Origin of the sequence: Paraburkholderia lycopersici (assembly GCF_900096975.1) — a bacterium.
GTDB classification, from domain to species: Bacteria; Pseudomonadota; Gammaproteobacteria; order Burkholderiales; family Burkholderiaceae; genus Paraburkholderia; species Paraburkholderia lycopersici.
Genome location: NZ_FMYQ01000001.1, coordinates 349225 through 366829, shown reverse-complemented (window position 1 = coordinate 366829; position 17605 = coordinate 349225). Strand labels below are relative to the sequence as shown.

Here is a 17605-nt window from a genome sequence, read left to right as displayed (position 1 = left end):
TTTTGCCGCCGGCGCTCAACGGCGCCGCCCCCTGCTTCCCTGCTCAACCGCAAACTTTTTTGCCACGCCTTGCTAGCGCCAGGCGCGGCGTGATGCGCCGGCCGTCAGGCCGCCGCGCGGCGATCGACATGTGGCCAGTCCGCGCGGTTCACCGCGCTCACAACGGCGGCGACGCATGCATGGACCTCGTCTTCGGCTACGCCCACGCCGTGGCGCAGCGGCTGGCCGCCCACGCGCGCGCCGACGAACACGGCTGTACCGCCTTGCGCCGTGCATACGGTCTCTAACGACGTGATTTGGACGCGCTCCCCAGCCACGGCCGCAATCGCGTCGGCCACGGCCTGCGCATGCGCCTCGTCGATGTGGGCAGCGGCCGGCATGGCGACTTCGCGCCCCTCCCAGCGCACGCGGCCCGCGCCGACGTGCGCGGCCGGCGCATGCATCTCGAAGTACTCGCGCGCGAACAGCGCGCAGACGGCCTCGCCGGTGATTTCCTCGCCCGACGCATCGGCGACCGTCTGCACGGCGTGGCTGAATTCGATCTGCACGCGGCGCGGCGGCGTGAAGCCCATGCCGCGCTCGAGCAGATACGTCGCGCCGCCCTTGCCCGACTGGCTGTTCACGCGGATCACCGCGTCGTAGCTGCGGCCGAGGTCGGCGGGATCGATCGGCAGGTAGGGCACTTCCCAGACCGCGTCGGGCCGTTGCTGCGCGAAGCCCTTGCGGATCGCGTCCTGGTGCGAGCCCGAGAACGCCGTGAACACGAGGTCGCCCGCGTACGGGTGGCGCGGATGCACCGGCAACTGGTTGCAGCGCTCAACCATGCGGCGCACGGCGTCGATGTCGGAGAAGTCGAGGCCCGGATCGATGCCCTGCGTGTAGAGGTTCATCGCGAGCGTCACGAGGTCGACGTTGCCGGTGCGCTCGCCGTTGCCGAACAGGCAGCCCTCGATGCGGTCCGCACCCGCGAGCAGCGCCATTTCGGCGGCGGCGACGGCCGTGCCGCGGTCGTTGTGCGGATGTACCGAAAGGACGATGCTGTCGCGGTACGCGAGGTTGCGGTCCATCCACTCGATCTGGTCGGCGTAGACGTTCGGCATCGCGGCTTCGACGGTGGCCGGCAGATTCACGATCATCTTGTGGTCGCGCGTCGGGCGCCAGGTCTGCGCAACGGCGTCGCACACTTCGCGCGCGAACGCGAGTTCGGTCATGCTGAACGTTTCGGGCGAGTACTGGTAGGTCCAGTGCGTGCCGGGGCGCGCGTCGGCGTACTGGCGGATGAGGCGCGTGCCCTCCACCGCGAGCGCCTTCACGTCGTCCTTCGACTGCCCGAACACGATCTTGCGGAACGACGGGCAGATCGCGTTGTAGAGATGCACGATCGCGCGCGGCACGCCGTCGAGCGCCTCGAAGGTGCGCGCGATCAGTTCCTCGCGCGACTGCACGAGCACTTCGATCGTCACGTCGTCGGGAATGCGCTTTTCCTCGATCAGCTTGCGCACGAAATCGAAGTCGGTTTGCGACGCCGACGGAAAACCGACTTCGATTTCCTTGAAGCCGATCGCGACCAGCATCTCGAAGAATTCGGTCTTCTGGTCGATGCTCATCGGCTCGATGAGCGACTGGTTGCCGTCGCGCAGATCGGTGCTCATCCAGACGGGCGCGCGCTCGACGGTGCGGGTGGGCCAGCGGCGGCCGTTGAGACGGACGGCGGGGAAGGGGCGGTACTTCTCGGCGGGATTACGCAACATGGCATGCCTCGTTCGTTTTGTCGTTTGCGAGGATGGTCGTGAGCGGGCGGCTGGCTTGCTGACGACGGGGCACGGTGCGCACGGTTGCAAACGACCGGGTAAAACGAGCCGATGTGACGAACGCGGCGATGGCGGTGACCAGCGCGATTGCGGACGAAAACAACGAAAACGATGCCCATGCAACGTGCATTTTGACCCTCGCGATTCGTCCGAACGGTAAACGGACGAATAGAGACGACAAGTTGTAAGGAAACTGCGGGTTTGGGGTACTGCGAGAACTGCTTTGGGAGGACTGCGTGACCGGGGAAGTGGTCGCGCAGCGCTACGCCAGGCTTACGCTAGACGTAGCGATAGGGCCGCCAGGCGGCCGAAGGTAATTCGGAGGGTGTTCGGGAAGGAACGCATTGGTCGAATGTAAGACACCTCGGCCGCATGTGTCAACAGGGAATTGGGGGCCCCGGCGCGCGTGGAAGAAAGCAAATGCGCTCAGATGCGTGCCGAAGGCGCAGGCGAGCGGGTCGGTAAGCGGGTCGGTAAGCGGCTCGGACGCGGCCTTGTGCGCACGCGTGAAGGCCGCTCGAGACGGCTCGCGCCGCAGCCCGGATCGACCTCAAGCGCGTTTCGCGATCCGCTTGATCGTTTCGACTTGACGCGTGATCGCGTCGGGCACGGGCGCTTCGCCGCGCAGCACGGCTTCGATCCAGGCGGCAGTCGTGGGCGCGTCGCGGCCTTCGGGGAGCGCGACTTCGGGCGCGTCGGGCGTCGAGCGCCCAGGCTCGACCAGCGTTTCGCAGATGCCGTCGTGCAACCAGTCGACCTGCACCTGGCGGCGCGTGTCGGCGACCGCTTCGCCCTCGGTGCCGCGCGCGAGCAGCGCGCCGCCCACGGCTGCGTCGGGGTGCGCCGCGAAGAGGGCGCTCAGGCTGTCCCGGTACGGCGGATGCGTGTAGTTCACGAGCCGCAGGCCCGGTGGCGCGAACGGTTGCAGCAGCTTCACAAGCGTATGCGTGGAGTTGCGCACGCCCATGCGCCGGCGCAGCGAGAGCAGGCGCGCGAGCTTGGGCGCGAGCGTTTCGATCGAGGCGAATGCCACGCGGCGCGTTGCCAGCAGCGCCTCGATGTCAGCGTGGTCGTGCGCTGCGGGATGCTTGAGCGCCGCGAAGATCTCGGCGCTCGTCACGCGACCCGGATCGGCGGTGACGCCGTGCACGAGCGTCGGCACCCCTTCGCGAGCGAGCAGCAGGGCCAGCAGCGGCACGAGATTGGGCTGCTTGCGCGCGCCGTTGTAGCTCGGAATCGACACCGGCCGATAATCGCTGTGCGTCACCTTGAGCGGCGCGAACGAAGCGTGTGCAGCCGCGAGCATCGCGGCAAGCTCGTCCGCGGTTTCGCCTTTGAGGCGGTATGCCAGCAGCACCGCGCCTAGCTCGAGCTCGCGCACACGACCGTCGAGCATGGCGGCGTAAAGCGCGTGCGTGTCCTCCGGCGAGAGCGCGCGTGCGCCATGCGGCCCGCGGCCGATCTCCTTGATGAAGCGGGCGCACGGAAAGGTGTCGGTGGAGTCGGCGGTGGTCATGGGCAAGCGGGGTTCGTTTGGCGGCGAGAGGCGCGGGCGTGCGAGGCAATGACGCTTTCTCCTGCGCGGCGCGCCATCTCGTCTCGTTAGCGGGGATAGGGAAAGTATCGCATGAGCGCCGCCGCGGCCCCAACCGCGCGAGAGCCCTGCCGCGCGCGCCAGCCGTCGCGCGCTACACTCGCGATGGTTCCGACGGCGCAAGCCGTGCCTGCGCAACCTGACAAGCCGATACGCCCGCGTGCCTCGCGCACGCCCCATCACAAAGACGGAGAACTTCATGACTTACGCATTCGAACCGGCGCCGCTCGCATCGGTGCCGGTGGCGGGCAGCGACACGCGCTTCCCGGTGCGACGCATCTATTGCGTTGGCCGCAATTACGAGGCGCATGCGCGCGAGATGGGCCACGATCCGAACCGCGAGCCGCCGTTCTTCTTCTCCAAGCCGGCGGACGCCGTACTCTACGTCGCGCCTGGCACCACCGCTGAATTCCCGTATCCGGCGCAGTCGCAGAACGTGCACTTCGAGATGGAACTGGTCGCGGCGATCGGCAAGGGGGGCAAGGACATCCCCGTCGCCAGCGCGCTCGACCATGTTTTCGGCTATGCGCTCGGCCTCGACATGACGCGTCGCGACTTGCAAGCCGAAGCGAAGAAGCTCGGCCGCCCGTGGGATACGGCCAAGGGCTTCGATCATTCGGCGCCCATCGGCCCGATCCACCCGGTCTCGCAGGTCGGCCAGCTCGCGAAGGGCGCGATCTGGCTCGCCGTGAACGGCGAGCAAAAACAGCGCTCGGACATTTCGCAGATGATCTGGCCGGTTGCCGACACGATCGCGTTCCTTTCGACGCTTTTTGAGCTGAAGGCCGGCGACCTGATCTTCACGGGGACGCCCGAAGGCGTGGGCGCCGTGGCCAAGGGCGATCTGATGACGGGTGGCGTGGAGGGAATCGGCGAGTTCGCCGTGCGCGTCGCCTGAACTGCGTCACGATTCGAAGAGGAGCAAGAGAGGAGCATGAAGCTTTACAGCTATTTCCGCAGTTCGGCGTCGTATCGCGTGCGTGTCGCGCTGAACCTGAAGAACCTGTCATACGAATATGTGCCGGTCCACCTCGTGCGCGACGGCGGCGAGCAGCTCAAGCCCGCCTATCGCCAGGTGAACCCCGATGCGATCGTGCCGGCGTTCGTCGACGACGAAGGGCACACGATCCACCAGTCGCTCGCGATCATCGAGTATCTGGAAGAAACGCACCCCGAGCCGCCGCTTTTGCCGAAGTCGCCCGCCGATCGCGCGCACGTGCGCTCGCTTGCGCTGCAAGTCGCGTGCGAGATTCATCCGGTGAACAACCTGCGCGTGTTGAAGTACCTCAAGCACACGGTCGGTGCGGACGACGCGACAAAGGACGCGTGGTATCGCCACTGGATCGAGGCGGGTTTCGCGACGCTCGAACAGCGTCTCGCCGGCGATGCGCGCACCGGCAAGCTTTGCTACGGGGATACGCCGACCATCGCCGATCTTTGCCTCGTGCCGCAGGTTTTCAACGCGAATCGCTTCAAGATCGACACGGCGTGTTTTCCGACGATTCAGCGTATCAACGACTACGCGCTGACGCTCGATGCGTTCGCGCGCGCGGAGCCGGGTGCGCAGCCAGATTCGGAATAAGCGCCAGTCTCGTTCCAGTCGCATGAAAAAGGCGCCGTTCGCGCGAACGACGCCTTTTTTATATCTAAATCCAGCTAAAAGCGCGGCTTCAGACGCCAAGCAGCGCGTCGGCGAATTCCTCTGCCACGAACGGCTGCAGGTCTTCGACCTTTTCGCCTACGCCGATGAAATACACCGGCACGGGGCGCTGGCGCGCGATTGCGGCGAGAATCCCGCCCTTGGCCGTGCCGTCGAGCTTGGTGACGATGAGGCCGGTGAGGCCGAGCGCGTCGTCGAATGCCTTGACCTGCGCGAGCGCGTTCTGGCCCGTGTTCGCATCGATCACGAGCAGCACTTCGTGCGGTGCGCCGTCGAACGCTTTGCCGATCACGCGCTTGACCTTCTTCAGCTCGTCCATGAGGTGCAGCTGCGTGGGCAGGCGGCCCGCGGTGTCGGCCATCACCACGTCGATTCGGCGCGCCCGCGCGGCGCTCACGGCGTCGAAGATCACCGCGGCCGGGTCGCCGCTTTCCTGCTGCACGACGGTCACGTTGTTGCGCTCGCCCCAAATGGCGAGTTGCTCGCGCGCGGCGGCGCGGAAGGTGTCGCCGGCCGCGAGCAGCACGCTCTGGTCGAAGCGCTGCAGATGCTTGGCGAGCTTGCCGATGCTCGTGGTCTTGCCCGCGCCGTTCACGCCCGCGATCATCATCACGAGCGGCTGTGCGCGCCCAAGCACCAGAGACTTTTCGAGCGGCTTGAGCAACTCGACGAGCAGCGTGCGCAGGGCGGCTTTTACCTGCTGCGCGTCGGTCAGGCGTTCGGCGCGCACTTTCTGGCGCAGCGTTTCCAGCAGATATTCGGTGGCGTCGACGCCCGCGTCCGACATCAACAGCGCGGTTTCGAGCTCTTCGTAGAGATCGTCGTCGATTTTCGCGTTGACGAAGATGCTCTGGATGTTCGAGCTCGTTTTCGAAAGTCCCGACTTCAGGCGCGCGAGCCACGACTGCTTCGCGACGGGTTCGGGCGCGGGCGGCGGGACGATCTCGACTGTTTCGGGTTCGTTGGCGGCAACTTGCGGGGGCTCGACCGGCTTTACCGGAGCGACCGCAGGCGGTGCGGTCACGGCTGGCGGAACGGACGGTGCTGAGGGTGCGGGCGGCGCTTCGGCGGCTTCGGCCTGCGCGTTCTCGGCGTCCTTCGAGCCGCGGAATCGTTTGAAGAAACTGAACATGATCTGGCGTGGGTCAGGCGCGTGGAGGTCGGACCGGGGAGGTCGGCGACGTCGTTGGAGGAAGGTAACGCGCGGAAAACATGGCATTTTATCAGGCGGCTTACGCCGCGTCGTTGCGGCGCCCACGCGGCACGCGCGTGCCCCTGTGGTAACGTGCGCGCATTGGAGGGCGCGATGCGAAGTGCAATGCGAAAGCGCGTTGCGCCCGACAGCCCGTACTCAACTTGCGCAGGCGGCTTCGTCGCCTGCCGTCAAACGCAGCCGTACCACCAGACGCATGACCCGTTCCTCTTCTTCGCGTGGGCAAGGCGCCCGCACCCATCAACCGGATCCGCGTGCGCGTGGAGGCGGGAGCGGCGGCGTACACACGATCCGCATCATTGGCGGCGACTGGAAGCGCACGCCGCTGCCGGTGCTCGATCTGGACGGGCTGCGCCCGACCCCCGACCGCGTGCGCGAGACGCTCTTCAACTGGCTCGGCCAGCGGCTCGATGGTTTGCGCTGTCTCGACCTCTTCGCGGGGAGCGGCGGCCTCGGCTTCGAGGCGGCTTCGCGGGGCGCCGCGCGTGTCGTGATGGTGGAGCGCAGCCCGCGGGCCGCCGCGCAACTCCGGGCCAATCAGGCCCGTCTTGGCGCGCGCATGATCGAAATCGCCGAAGCGGACGCGCTGCGTCTTGCCGCGAATCTCGCGCCGGGCTCGTTCGACGTCGTCTTTCTCGATCCGCCGTTCGGTGACGCCGCGCTGCTCGACCGCTCGCTCGAACTGGCCGCGCCGCTTGTTACTGCGGATGGCTGGCTCTATGTGGAGTCGGGTGTGCAGATCGACCCTGCCACGCGGCCCGCGCTGGCCGGCTGGACCGTGGTGCGCGAAGGCAAGGCAGGTGCGGTCCACTATCATTTGCTGCAGCGCGAAAATGAGGAATAATGCGCGTTCGATAAGAAGCGCCGGACGGCTTGGCCGTCACGCGCGCACGCGTGCATGCGCCGCTGCGGCGTCGTATGCACCCCATTTCTGTTGAGAGGAGAAGCCTCATGGTAGTCGCCGTGTACCCCGGTACCTTCGACCCGCTTACGCGCGGTCACGAAGATCTCGTGCGGCGCGCGTCGAGCATTTTCGACACGCTGGTGGTCGGCGTTGCGGACAGCCGCAACAAGAAGCCGTTCTTCTCGCTCGACGAGCGGCTCGAGATCGCCCACGAGGTGCTCGGCCACTATCCGAACGTCCAGGTCATGAGCTTCAAGGGCCTCCTGAAGGACTTCGTGCGCACCAACAATGCACGGGTGATCGTACGCGGCCTGCGCGCGGTCTCGGATTTCGAGTACGAGTTTCAGATGGCAGGCATGAACCGCTATCTGCTGCCCGACGTCGAAACGATGTTCATGACGCCGTCGGATCAATATCAGTTCATCTCGGGCACGATCGTGCGGGAAATCGCCCAGTTGGGCGGAGATGTCAGCAAGTTTGTATTCCCTTCCGTGGAAAAACGCTTGCAGGACAAGGTGGCGTCGTTAGGCAGCCCGATTGCTAAGGCGTGAACGCGCGGGCAAAGCAGCGTAAACTAATGGGCTAAGCAACGTGAAAGCCGGCCCCCGCGCCGGCAGGAAGTGAGAAAAGCATGGCCCTGATGATTACCGACGAATGCATCAATTGCGACGTCTGCGAGCCCGAGTGTCCGAACGACGCCATTTCGATGGGCCCGGAAATCTACGTGATCGACCCGGACAAATGCACCGAGTGCGTCGGCCATTTCGACGAGCCGCAATGTATCCAGGTGTGTCCGGTGGAGTGCATTCCGAAGAATCCGGAGCGCGTCGAGTCGCATGAGCAGCTGATGCAGAAGTACCATGCGCTGATGGCGGCGAAGCACGACGCCTGATTCACGGGTCTCCGGAACGGAGCCGGCAAAAAAAACGCGCCATATGGGCGCGTTTTTTCTTTGTGCGTCGGCACCTTAGCTCAGGATGCTCCTGAGCGCATCGACGAGCGTATCGCACTCGGCGTCGGTGCCGATCGAGATGCGCAGATGCTCGTTCACGCGGGGCGCGTTGAAATGGCGCACGAAGATCTCCTTTTCCCGCAATCTGGCGGAAATTTCGGCGGCGCCGTGTGCGGGATGCCTGGCGAACACGAAGTTCGCCGCCGAAGGCACCACGTCGAAGCCCAGCGCGGCGAGTGCGGCCGTGAGGCGCTCGCGGCTCGCGATCACACGGGCGCTCATCGTTTTCAGCCACTCCGCGTCTTCGTAGGCGGCCGTCGCAGCGGCTTGCGCGAGGCGGTCGAGCGGGTACGAATTGAAGCTGTCCTTCACGCGGTTGAGCGCATCGATCAGATCGGCGTGCCCGAACGCGAAGCCCACGCGCATGCCCGCGAGCGAACGCGACTTCGAGGTCGTATGCACGACGAGCAGGTTCGGATAGCGGTCGATCAGCGCGACCGCCGATTCGGCGCCGAAGTCCACGTACGCCTCGTCGATCACCACCACCGACTCCGCGTTCGCCGCGACGAGCCGTTCGATCTCTGCGAGCGGCAATGCGTGGCCCGTGGGCGCATTCGGATTCGGGAAAATCACGCCGCCATGCGGGTTGCCCTCCTGCGGAAGATAATCGTCGATGCGAATCGCGAACTGCTCGTCGAGCGGCACCGTGCGGTACTCGACCTCGTAGAGCCGCGCGTAGGTCGGATAGAAGCTGTAGGTGATGTCGGGAAAGAAGATCGGCTTGTCGTGCTTGAGGAGCGCCTGGAACGCGTGCGCGAGCACCTCGTCCGAGCCGTTGCCGACGAACACCTGGTCCGCGCGAATGCCGTGATGTGCTGCCACCGCGGCGCGCAGACGCTTCGCGATCGGGTCGGGATAGCGGCGCAGCGACTCGCCTTGCTCGCCGAGCTCCGCGCGGATCGCTTCGAGCACGCGCGGCGAGGGGGGATACGGGTTCTCGTTGGTATTGAGCTTCACCGGGTGCGCGAGCGCGGGCTGCTCTCCGGGCACGTAGGGCACGAGACGGTGGACGATGTCACTCCAGAAACGACTCAAGACGCTCTCCTTCAAACAATCGATATGACCTGCATTGCGGCCGCTGCCGCGCGGTAATCAGCCGTTGCGATGCAGCTGCATCATCGCGCGTTCGGTCTCGCCCTTCACGAACGTCGGCATGACGGTGAGCGCGCGTTCGATCGACGCGTCGATCACGTCCTGCTCTTCGCGGCGCGGCGGCTTGAGCACGAAGTTTGCGACGTCGGGCTTCGCGCCCGCGCGCGCGCCTTCGGGAATCAGGTCGCGCGGATGGCCGATGCCGATGCGCAGCCGCCAGTATTGCTGCGTCGACAGATGCGCGGAAATGTCCTTCAGGCCGTTGTGGCCGCCACTGCCGCCGCCGAGCTTGAGCTTGACGGTGCCTGGCGGCAGGTCGAGTTCGTCGTGCGCGACGAGGATCTCGTCGGGCAGGATCTTGAAGAAGTTCGCGAGCGCGACGACCGACTGGCCGGAGCGGTTCATGTAGGTCTGCGGTTCGAGCAGATGGACTTCCTCGCCGTAGAGACGCGCCTTCGCATAGTGGCCGTGAAAGCGCCGCTCGTCGCGAAGCGTCGTGCCGGCTTCGCGCGCGAGCTGGTCCACGAGCCAGAAGCCCGCGTTGTGGCGCGTCGCCGTGTATTCGGCGCCCGGATTGCCGAGCCCGACGATCAACCTGATCATGGTGGTGTTCCGCGTGCGGAAATCATGGAATCGCCCGGCGGCCGAGCGGCCGGAGCGTGATCCGCAAGTGTACGAAAAAGTGCGAAAAAAAACCCGCCGGGGCGAACCGCGGCGGGTCACGTCGTCCGTTTCAGGGAAACGGATCGAGAGGATCGGCTCTTCGCCGCTGCGCTTACTCCGCAGCCGGCGCTTCTTCGCCTTCAGCAGCCGCCTGGGCGCCAGCCGGCACAGGTGCCGACGCGACGACCGGGTTTTCCGCTTCCACGTGCGGGACCAGCGTCACGCCGTTCGGCAGCGTGATGTCCTTGGCGTGCAGCGACTGGCCGGCTTCGATCTTGGCGAGGTCGACTTCGAGGAATTCCGGCAGCGCGCCAGGCAGGCACACCACTTCGATTTCGGCGAGGACGTGCGAGATGATTGCGCCACCCAGCTTCACGGCCGGGTTGGTTTCCTGGTTCATGAAGTGCAGGGGCACCTTCGTGTGGATCTTCTTGTTCGGATCCACGCGCTGGAAGTCCACGTGCAGCACGAGCTGACGGAACGGGTGGTATTGCACGTCGCGCAGCAGGACTTGTTGCGACTTGCCGGCCACTTCGAGGTCGAGGATCGACGAGTGGAAGGCTTCCTTCTTCAGGGCGTGCCACAGCGCGTTGTGATCGACTTCGATCAGTTGCGGCTCGGCGCCGACACCGTAAACGATGCCAGGGGTCTTGCCAGCATTGCGCAGGCGGCGGCTCGCACCCGTACCTTGCAGGTTACGCTCGAAAGCGATGACTTTCATTTGATTCTCCAATGCACTGCCCGCGACCAGGCAGTAAAACGGGGCCCGTTTGGCGAACTGCTGCCTTCGAGGCCCCCGGCAATGCAGCGCGAACCTTCGTCCGTTCGCGCCGATTACGTGCAAAAGCGCGGCATCCTTGCGAACGCCGCGCCTTGCGCGTCAATTCTTGTCAGCTATCTGCGAAAAGCGACATCACCGAGTCACCGCGGCGGATACGCGAGAACGTTTCGGCGAGAAGTCCGGCGCTCGTGAGCGAACGGATCTTCGGGCACGAACGCGCTTCGGCGCCCAGCGGAATCGTGTCGGTGACGACCAGTTCGTCGAGCGCCGAAGCGGCGATGCGCTCGCCTGCGCCACCCGAGAGAACCGGGTGCGTGGCGTAAGCGAACACCCGCTTCGCGCCGCGTTCCTTCAGCACCTGCGCTGCCTTGCAGAGCGTGCCGGCCGTGTCGACCATGTCGTCCATGATCACGCAGTTGCGGCCTTCGACTTCACCGATGATGTTCATCACTTCGGCGACGTTCGCCTTCGGACGACGCTTGTCGATGATCGCGAGATCGCAGTTGAGCTGCTTGGCGAGCGCACGGGCGCGCACCACGCCGCCGACGTCCGGCGAAACGACCAGCAGGTTCTCGTAGTTCTGCTTGCGCAGATCGCCGAGCAGCACGGGCGTTGCGTAGATGTTGTCGACGGGAATATCGAAGAAGCCCTGAATCTGGTCGGCGTGCAGATCCATCGTGATGATCCGCTCGACACCGGCGATTTCCAGCATGTTCGCCACGACCTTCGCCGAAATGGCGACGCGCGCCGAACGGGGGCGGCGGTCTTGACGGGCATAGCCGAAGTAGGGGATGGCGGCGGTGATCCGGCCGGCGGATGCGCGCTTGAGCGCATCGACCATGATCATCAGTTCCATCAGGTTGTCGTTGGTCGGCGCGCAGGTCGACTGCAGGACGAAGACGTCCTTGCCGCGCACGTTTTCCTGGATTTCGACCTGGATTTCACCGTCGGAGAAGCGGCTAACCATAGCCTTGCCGAGGGGAATACCGAGGATCTTGACGACTTCCTGTGCAAGCGCGGGATTTGCGTTGCCAGTAAAAACCATCAGGCCGTCATGGCTGCTCATCATGCACCTGCTGCGGACTTGGGGGACGAGAGGAACTACTAAGGCGAATTGCCTGCTAGGGCGAACTGCCTGAAATTATTGGCAGGGGAGGAAGGACTCGAACCCTCGCATGCCGGAATCAAAATCCGGTGCCTTAACCAACTTGGCGACTCCCCTACACTCAACTTTGAGCCTGATTGACCGGGTAGGACCGATCAATCAGACAAAACTATGCCGCGAAAGCGAAGAGTGGATGCGTATCCAGACTCGAGGCTACAGCGCTTCTCCAGTCCGGATGTTCCGCGAGGAGCCGGACTTTCGCCGCTTCTGCCTCGGGCCGGCTGGCGAATGCTGCAAAAACGCTGGCACCCGATCCGGTCATCCGCGCTGGTGCGATGCTGTCAAACCATTCAAGCACCTGCGCTACTTCCGCGTATTTTCCCGCGACAACTGCTTGCATGTCGTTCCGGCCGAAACTGTCTGGCCATCCCTGCTGATTATTATCAGCGTTACCTGCAAGGTGCTGTGCAAGAAAGACTGCTATTGTGCAAGGCTTTGTGTCCCTTGTCAACGATTTTTCCGAAAAAATCTCGGCGGTAGGAACATGAACCCGCGGCGTCACTACCAAAAAATGACGCGGGGGCAATTGTACCGCCTCCAATGCTTCTCCGACACCCTCCGCGAACGCATTTTTCCCGAACACGAAAAAGGGCACATCCGCGCCCAGCTTGAGTGCGAGCGCCTGCAATTCCTCGCGCGGCAAATTGAGTTTCCAGAGGCGGTTGAGCGCGAGCAGCGTCGTGGCCGCGTCCGAGCTGCCGCCGCCGAGGCCTGCGCCCATCGGCAGACGCTTTTCGATGTCGATCTCGACGCCCTCGTTCGTGCCCGTGTGCGCTTTGAGCAGCGTCGCGGCGCGGACCGTGAGGTCGTGTTCGGCGGGAACGCCTTCGACTTCGACGGTGCGCGTGATGCGCCCGTCGCGACGACGCGTGAAATGCAGCGTATCGCCCCAGTCGAGCAACTGGAACACGGTCTGCAGATCGTGGTAGCCATTGGGGCGGCGTCCCGTGATGTGCAGGAAGAGATTGAGTTTCGCGGGCGCGAGGCAGTCGCGCAGCGAGTCCTGGGTTTCGATCATGATGCCTGGAATGATGCCTTGATCCGGGTGGCGCGTGCCCGCCGGTCATGCTGGTAATGGTCGGGTGACGGACCGAAGCCGGTCCGCTTACTGGTCGAGCACGAGCTTGATCTGCAGCGGCGGTTCTTCGCGCGTGAGATTGATGCGCTTCACGCCCGTGGCGGGCGCGTCCGCATAAGCGGCGTAGTCGACGGTCCAACCGTCCTGTTCGATCTGCGAAAGCCGCTGCGGATTCTGCGGATCGGCCGTGGTGCGCGCATGCGACGTGGGCGCAACCGAAGGCTGCAGCCAGTAGCGCAGTCCTTCCACGGGCAGCGCGAAGCCGAGCGCCTGCTGCATGAGCGTGCTGACGTTGTCGGCCGTGAGCGGCTGGCGGTTGGGCAGTTCGAGCGTGGCCTGCGCAGGCGACGAGGTCACGAGCGCGAGCGTTTGCCCGAGGGGATTGAGCAGTTGCAGCGTCACCGTCGAGTCGGTTTCGTGCCAGTCGAAGTTGCCGTATGCGTTGCGCTGCTGGCCGGTCTGATCGACGTACTGCACGGCGAAGCGGCCATGATATGCGCGGTTCGTCTGCGCGCTGAGCGACGTCGTGGCGTTCGAGGTGGACGGCTGGCGCGGCGGCTGCTGGGTCGCGCAGCCAGTGAGCACGACGAGCGCGGCGGCCGCCGCACCGAGCGCCGCACGCCGTGCAAATCCGGCGGCGCGCGTGACGGGAAGAGCCTTGGGGGAAGCTACAGTGAAAAAATCTGCCATCAGAGATCGTTGACCTGGAGGCGCTTGAGCGTCTTCAGGAGCGTGTCGTTGTCGGGTTCGAGCTTGCGCGCTTCGCGCCAGGCAGCGCGTGCGCCGTCCTGGTCGCCGTTCTTCCAGAGCACTTCGCCCAGGTGCGCGCCGATTTCCGCGTTCGGCTGCATGCTGTAGGCCCTGCGTAGCAGCTTGATCGCGTCGGCGTTGTCGCCCAAGCGGTATTTCACCCAGCCCACGCTGTCCATGATGAACGCGTCGTCCGGTGCGAGCGCCGAGGCTTTTTCGACGAGCTTGTCGGCTTCCTGCAGGCGCTGGTTGCGGTCGGCAAGCGAGTAGCCGAGCGCATTGTAGGCCTGCGGATTGTCGGGCTGCGTCTTGATCAGCTTGCGCAGTTGCGCTTCCATGACGTCGTAATGGCCGGTCTTTTCGGCGGCCATCGCGTAGTCATAGGTGAGATCGGGGTCGTCCGGGAAGTCGGTCGTCGCCTTCGCAAGCCGTGCCTCGGCCTCCGGGTAGCGCTTCGCGTCGAACAGGATAGCGGCGTCGGTGCGCGCGATCAGCGCCTGGTCGCGCGGGTCGTCGGCCTGGATGCTCGCGAGCTGGCGGCGCGCGTCGTCGGTCTTGCCTTCCTTGTCGAGGATCTGGGCGCGCGTGATCTGCGCCGGCACGTACTGCTGGCTGTTCGGCTGGATCTTGTCGAGCCACTTCTGCGCGCCGGCGTCGTCCTTCTGCTCGACCGCCAGCTGCGCCAGGTAGATGTAGGCCTGGCCGGGATCGGCGGCCGGATTCTTTTCGGCGATCTGCGCGTATTGCGTCAGATACTTCTGCGCCGCGTCGAACTTTTTCTGCTGCACGCTGATGAGCGCGAGCGCCATGAGCGGCATCAGGTCGTTCGCGTTGTCCTTGTGCAGGATCTCGAACTGCTTTTGCGCGTCGTCGAGCCGGTCGGCGGCGAGATAGGTCTGCGCGAGCGCAAGACGGCCTTCGCGCGACTTCGGATTTTGCTGCACGTACTTCTCGATCGACGCGATGCCTTCGGCGCGCTCTTCCGGTCCCATCTGCGCCAGCATGAGCGCGGCGGGCAGATAGTCGGCCTTGATCGCGAGCGCCTGTTCGAACGACTTGCGCGCGCCGGGCACATCGTCGGCGAGCAGTTGCTGCCGGCCAATTGCGAGCTGCGCCTCGGGACGGTTCATGTCGTCCTTGAGCAGCGCCTTGAGCACGTTCAGCCCGCCCACGCGGTTGGGGCCGCGCGAAAGCAGCAACTGCAGCGAGAGGAGCGCCTGGCCCCGGCTGTCGGCCGGCACGCGCGCCAGTTCGCGCGCGAGCAGCGGCTGGGCGTCGTCGGGCTTGCCGGCGAGCACGAGCAGCGACGCGTCGAGCTGCGCCGCGCGCTCCGAGTCGGGCGCGTACTGCTGCCAGAGCTGCACGGCCGTCAGCGCGTCGGTCGGGCTTTGCGCCGCGAGCGCGATTTCGGTCGCGCGCTGCGCCATGCGCGGGTCGTGCGTGTCGCGCGTCAGCGCGAGATACGTTTGAAAGGCGGGCGCAGGCTGGTCGCGCTGCAGCGCGATTTCGGCAGCGAGCACCTGGAAGACGATCTGGCTCGACAGCGGGACGCCCGGCAGGTCCTTCTTTTCGTCGGGAGAGGCCGGGCCGAAAGCGTCCGGCATGGTGACGGACGTGTCGTCCGTGTCGGGGGACGGATCCTGCGCATACACGCTCGACGTGGTCAACGCCCAGGCCGCGAAAACGGCGGCGCCAACGATGCGGCGCGCGAAAGCGGCAGGCGCACGGGGCGTCGCGGGACGCTTCGCGTACAGCTTAACGAAAGACAGTTCCATGGAATTCCGTCGAATGTTTCGGTCGATTGTAACGCGCTGGCTACAATACGCGCACAACGCGCACACACGTTTATGCAAGTTGCAGACCAACCCGAATCAGCATTCCGATCAGGCCGCGAGACATGCCAGAGTTGCCAGAAGTTGAGGTTACCCGAAGGGGGATCGAACCGTGGGTCGCGGGCCGCCGCGTCGAGCGTGTGGAGGTGCGCAACCCCGCATTGCGCTGGCCCGTGCCCGCCACGCTCGCGCGCACGCTGCGCGGCCGCACGGTTCGTTCCGTCGGGCGCCGCGGCAAATATCTGCTGTTCGAAGTCGACGAAGGCTGGTTCATCGTGCATCTGGGCATGACGGGCACGCTGCGCGTGCTGCGCAATCTGCCGAAGCCGCCCGCGGCGGAAAAGCACGATCATGTCGACTGGTTCTTCGACGACTTTACGCTGCGCTTTCGCGACCCGCGCCGTTTCGGCGCCGTGCTCTGGCATCCGCGCGAGGCCGGCGACGTGCTCGGCCACCCGCTGCTGGCGGGGCTCGGCATCGAACCGTTCGCGCCGGCGTTCGACGGCGCGCTGCTCTTTCGCGAAACGCGCGGCCGCAAGGTCGCCGTCAAGCAGGCGCTGCTCGCGGGCGACATCGTGGTGGGCGTTGGCAATATCTACGCGTCGGAAAGTCTTTTTCGCGCGGGCATCCGGCCGACGACCCCCGCGGGGCGCATTTCGCTCGCGCGATACGAACTCCTCGCGGACGCCGTGCGCGCCGTGCTCGCCTCGGCCATCGAGAAGGGCGGCAGTACGTTGCGCGATTTCGTCGGCAGCAACGGCGAAAGCGGCTACTTTCAGCTCGAATATTTCGTTTATGACCGCGCGGGCCAACCGTGCCGCGTGTGCGGCACGCCGATCAAACAGATCGTGCAGGGCCAGCGCTCCACTTATTTCTGTCCGCGCTGCCAGCGCTGACCAGCAAGCTTCGACATGTACCGAACGTCTTCCACTTCCGCGCCGCTTCCCGTCGACGCGTATCCCGCCGAGCTGCTCACGAACTTCGCGCCGCGCCTGATCGCGTGGCAGCGCGAGCATGGCCGGCATGACCTGCCGTGGCAGAACACGCGCGACCCGTACCGCATCTGGCTCTCGGAAATCATGCTGCAGCAGACCCAGGTCTCGACCGTGATTCCGTACTACGCGCGCTTTCTCGAGCGCTTTCCCACGGTCGAGGCCCTCGCCGCCGCGCCCGACGACGACGTGATGGCGCTGTGGGCCGGCCTCGGCTACTACTCGCGCGCGCGCAACCTGCATCGCTGCGCGCAGGTCGTCGCCGAAGCCCACGGCGGCAAGTTTCCGTCGACGGTCGAGGCGCTGGCTGAACTGCCCGGCATCGGACGCTCGACGGCGGCGGCGATCGCATCGTTCGCATTCGGTGCGCGCGCGACGATTCTCGACGGCAACGTGAAGCGCGTGCTCGCGCGCGTGTTCGGCGTGGAAGGCTTTCCGGGCGAAAAGCGCGTGGAAAACGTCATGTGGACGCTTGCCGGGTCGCTCGTGCCGGCCTCATCGGCAAGCGACGCCGACGTGAGCGCCTACACGCAGGGCTTGATGGATCTCGGCGCGACGCTGTGCGGGCGCGGCAAGCCCGACTGCGAGCGCTGTCCGTTCGCGGCCGACTGCGTGGCCAGGACCACGGGGCGCCAGCGCCAACTGCCCGCCGCGCGGCCGAAGAAGACGGTGCCCACGCGGCGCACCTGGATGCTCGTGCTGCTCGACGGCGACGCAGTCATGCTCGAGAAGCGTCCGCCTTCGGGCATCTGGGGCGGCCTGTGGAGCTTGCCCGAAGCCGCCGACGAAGCGGCGCTCGCCGGGCGCGCGCAGGCATTCGGGGCGAGCCGCGAGCGCACGGCGGCGCGTTCCGCGCTCGCGTCGCTCACGCATACGTTCACGCATTTCAAGCTCGACATCGAACCGCGCGTCGTCGAGATGCCGCGTGCCGCCGCGCCGCTCGAAGCAAGCGACGGACAAACCGCGTGGGTGCCGCTGCGCGAGATCGACGCGTATGGCGTGCCGGCGCCGGTGCGCAAGCTGCTCGACGGATTGCGCGGGCCGCTGATCTAGCCCCG

17 protein-coding genes and 1 tRNA gene are annotated in these 17605 nt (G+C 65.6%); 7 read left to right on the top strand and 11 right to left on the bottom strand.

All coding sequences use genetic code 11. From position 1 onward, the window contains the following. Positions 1-104: 104 nt before the first annotated feature. Positions 105-1751: a 2-isopropylmalate synthase gene (gene leuA, locus BLU17_RS01540; protein WP_091993488.1), complete on the bottom strand. Its 1647-nt coding sequence runs from the start codon at positions 1749-1751 to the stop codon at positions 105-107. A 610-nt stretch (positions 1752-2361) separates the two neighbouring features. Continuing rightward, a complete protein-coding gene (ybiB, locus tag BLU17_RS01530; protein ID WP_091993482.1) occupies positions 2362-3327 on the bottom strand; it encodes a DNA-binding protein YbiB in 966 nt (321 codons plus the stop codon). 277 nt (positions 3328-3604) lie between these two features. Here ybiB and BLU17_RS01525 point away from each other — a divergent pair, with 277 nt between their 5' ends. Together BLU17_RS01525 and maiA are read left to right on the top strand one after the other, a co-directional pair. Further along, positions 3605-4303, top strand: coding sequence for a fumarylacetoacetate hydrolase family protein (locus tag BLU17_RS01525; RefSeq protein WP_091993480.1), 699 nt, complete (start codon positions 3605-3607; stop codon positions 4301-4303). Between the two features lie 36 nt (positions 4304-4339). Further along, the gene (gene maiA, locus BLU17_RS01520; protein WP_091993478.1) at positions 4340-4987 is read left to right on the top strand and encodes a maleylacetoacetate isomerase; all 648 of its coding nucleotides are present in this window, start codon (positions 4340-4342) and stop codon (positions 4985-4987) included. 88 nt (positions 4988-5075) lie between these two features. Here maiA and ftsY read toward each other — a convergent pair whose 3' ends face one another. Further along, a complete protein-coding gene (gene ftsY / locus BLU17_RS01515) occupies positions 5076-6197 on the bottom strand; it encodes a signal recognition particle-docking protein FtsY (RefSeq protein ID WP_091993475.1) in 1122 nt (373 codons plus the stop codon). 277 nt (positions 6198-6474) lie between these two features. Between ftsY and rsmD the strand changes: the two genes are divergently transcribed. From rsmD to BLU17_RS01500, 3 genes are all read left to right on the top strand, one after another. Further along, the gene (gene rsmD, locus BLU17_RS01510; protein ID WP_091993472.1) at positions 6475-7122 is read left to right on the top strand and encodes a 16S rRNA (guanine(966)-N(2))-methyltransferase RsmD; all 648 of its coding nucleotides are present in this window, start codon (positions 6475-6477) and stop codon (positions 7120-7122) included. Positions 7123-7229: 107 nt separating this feature from the next. Next, on the top strand, positions 7230-7733 hold the full coding sequence (gene coaD / locus BLU17_RS01505; protein ID WP_091993469.1) for a pantetheine-phosphate adenylyltransferase: 504 nt from the start codon (positions 7230-7232) through the stop codon (positions 7731-7733). An 80-nt stretch (positions 7734-7813) separates the two neighbouring features. Continuing rightward, positions 7814-8074 carry a YfhL family 4Fe-4S dicluster ferredoxin gene (locus BLU17_RS01500; RefSeq protein ID WP_091993466.1) on the top strand — a complete coding sequence of 87 codons (261 nt, stop codon included), beginning with the start codon at positions 7814-7816 and terminating at the stop codon, positions 8072-8074. A gap of 75 nt (positions 8075-8149) precedes the next feature. On the opposite strand, the gene hisC is transcribed toward BLU17_RS01500, so the two are convergent. The 8 genes from hisC to BLU17_RS01460 all read right to left on the bottom strand — a co-directional run bounded on the left by hisC (position 8150) and on the right by BLU17_RS01460 (position 15498). Next, a complete protein-coding gene (hisC, locus tag BLU17_RS01495) occupies positions 8150-9229 on the bottom strand; it encodes a histidinol-phosphate transaminase (protein ID WP_091993463.1) in 1080 nt (359 codons plus the stop codon). Between the two features lie 57 nt (positions 9230-9286). Beyond that, on the bottom strand, positions 9287-9889 hold the full coding sequence (gene pth, locus BLU17_RS01490) for an aminoacyl-tRNA hydrolase (RefSeq protein WP_091993461.1): 603 nt from the start codon (positions 9887-9889) through the stop codon (positions 9287-9289). A 172-nt stretch (positions 9890-10061) separates the two neighbouring features. After that, a complete protein-coding gene (locus BLU17_RS01485; protein ID WP_091993459.1) occupies positions 10062-10670 on the bottom strand; it encodes a 50S ribosomal protein L25/general stress protein Ctc in 609 nt (202 codons plus the stop codon). A 169-nt stretch (positions 10671-10839) separates the two neighbouring features. Further along, positions 10840-11796 carry a ribose-phosphate pyrophosphokinase gene (locus BLU17_RS01480; protein WP_091994169.1) on the bottom strand — a complete coding sequence of 319 codons (957 nt, stop codon included), beginning with the start codon at positions 11794-11796 and terminating at the stop codon, positions 10840-10842. 79 nt (positions 11797-11875) lie between these two features. Beyond that, positions 11876-11952, bottom strand: a tRNA-Gln gene (locus tag BLU17_RS01475). Between the two features lie 52 nt (positions 11953-12004). Further along, on the bottom strand, positions 12005-12913 hold the full coding sequence (ispE, locus tag BLU17_RS01470; protein ID WP_091993456.1) for a 4-(cytidine 5'-diphospho)-2-C-methyl-D-erythritol kinase: 909 nt from the start codon (positions 12911-12913) through the stop codon (positions 12005-12007). A gap of 87 nt (positions 12914-13000) precedes the next feature. Further along, positions 13001-13663 carry a lipoprotein insertase outer membrane protein LolB gene (lolB, locus tag BLU17_RS01465; protein ID WP_091993454.1) on the bottom strand — a complete coding sequence of 221 codons (663 nt, stop codon included), beginning with the start codon at positions 13661-13663 and terminating at the stop codon, positions 13001-13003. Beyond that, on the bottom strand, positions 13663-15498 hold the full coding sequence (locus tag BLU17_RS01460) for a tetratricopeptide repeat protein (RefSeq protein WP_091993452.1): 1836 nt from the start codon (positions 15496-15498) through the stop codon (positions 13663-13665). Before BLU17_RS01460 ends, lolB begins: the two co-directional genes overlap by 1 nt. Positions 15499-15620: 122 nt before the next feature. On the opposite strand from BLU17_RS01460, the gene mutM reads away from it, so the two are divergent. Together mutM and mutY are read left to right on the top strand one after the other, a co-directional pair. Further along, positions 15621-16451: a bifunctional DNA-formamidopyrimidine glycosylase/DNA-(apurinic or apyrimidinic site) lyase gene (mutM, locus tag BLU17_RS01455; RefSeq protein ID WP_091993449.1), complete on the top strand. Its 831-nt coding sequence runs from the start codon at positions 15621-15623 to the stop codon at positions 16449-16451. Positions 16452-16466: 15 nt separating this feature from the next. Continuing rightward, positions 16467-17600 carry an A/G-specific adenine glycosylase gene (gene mutY / locus BLU17_RS01450; RefSeq protein ID WP_091993446.1) on the top strand — a complete coding sequence of 378 codons (1134 nt, stop codon included), beginning with the start codon at positions 16467-16469 and terminating at the stop codon, positions 17598-17600. Positions 17601-17605: the final 5 nt, after the last annotated feature.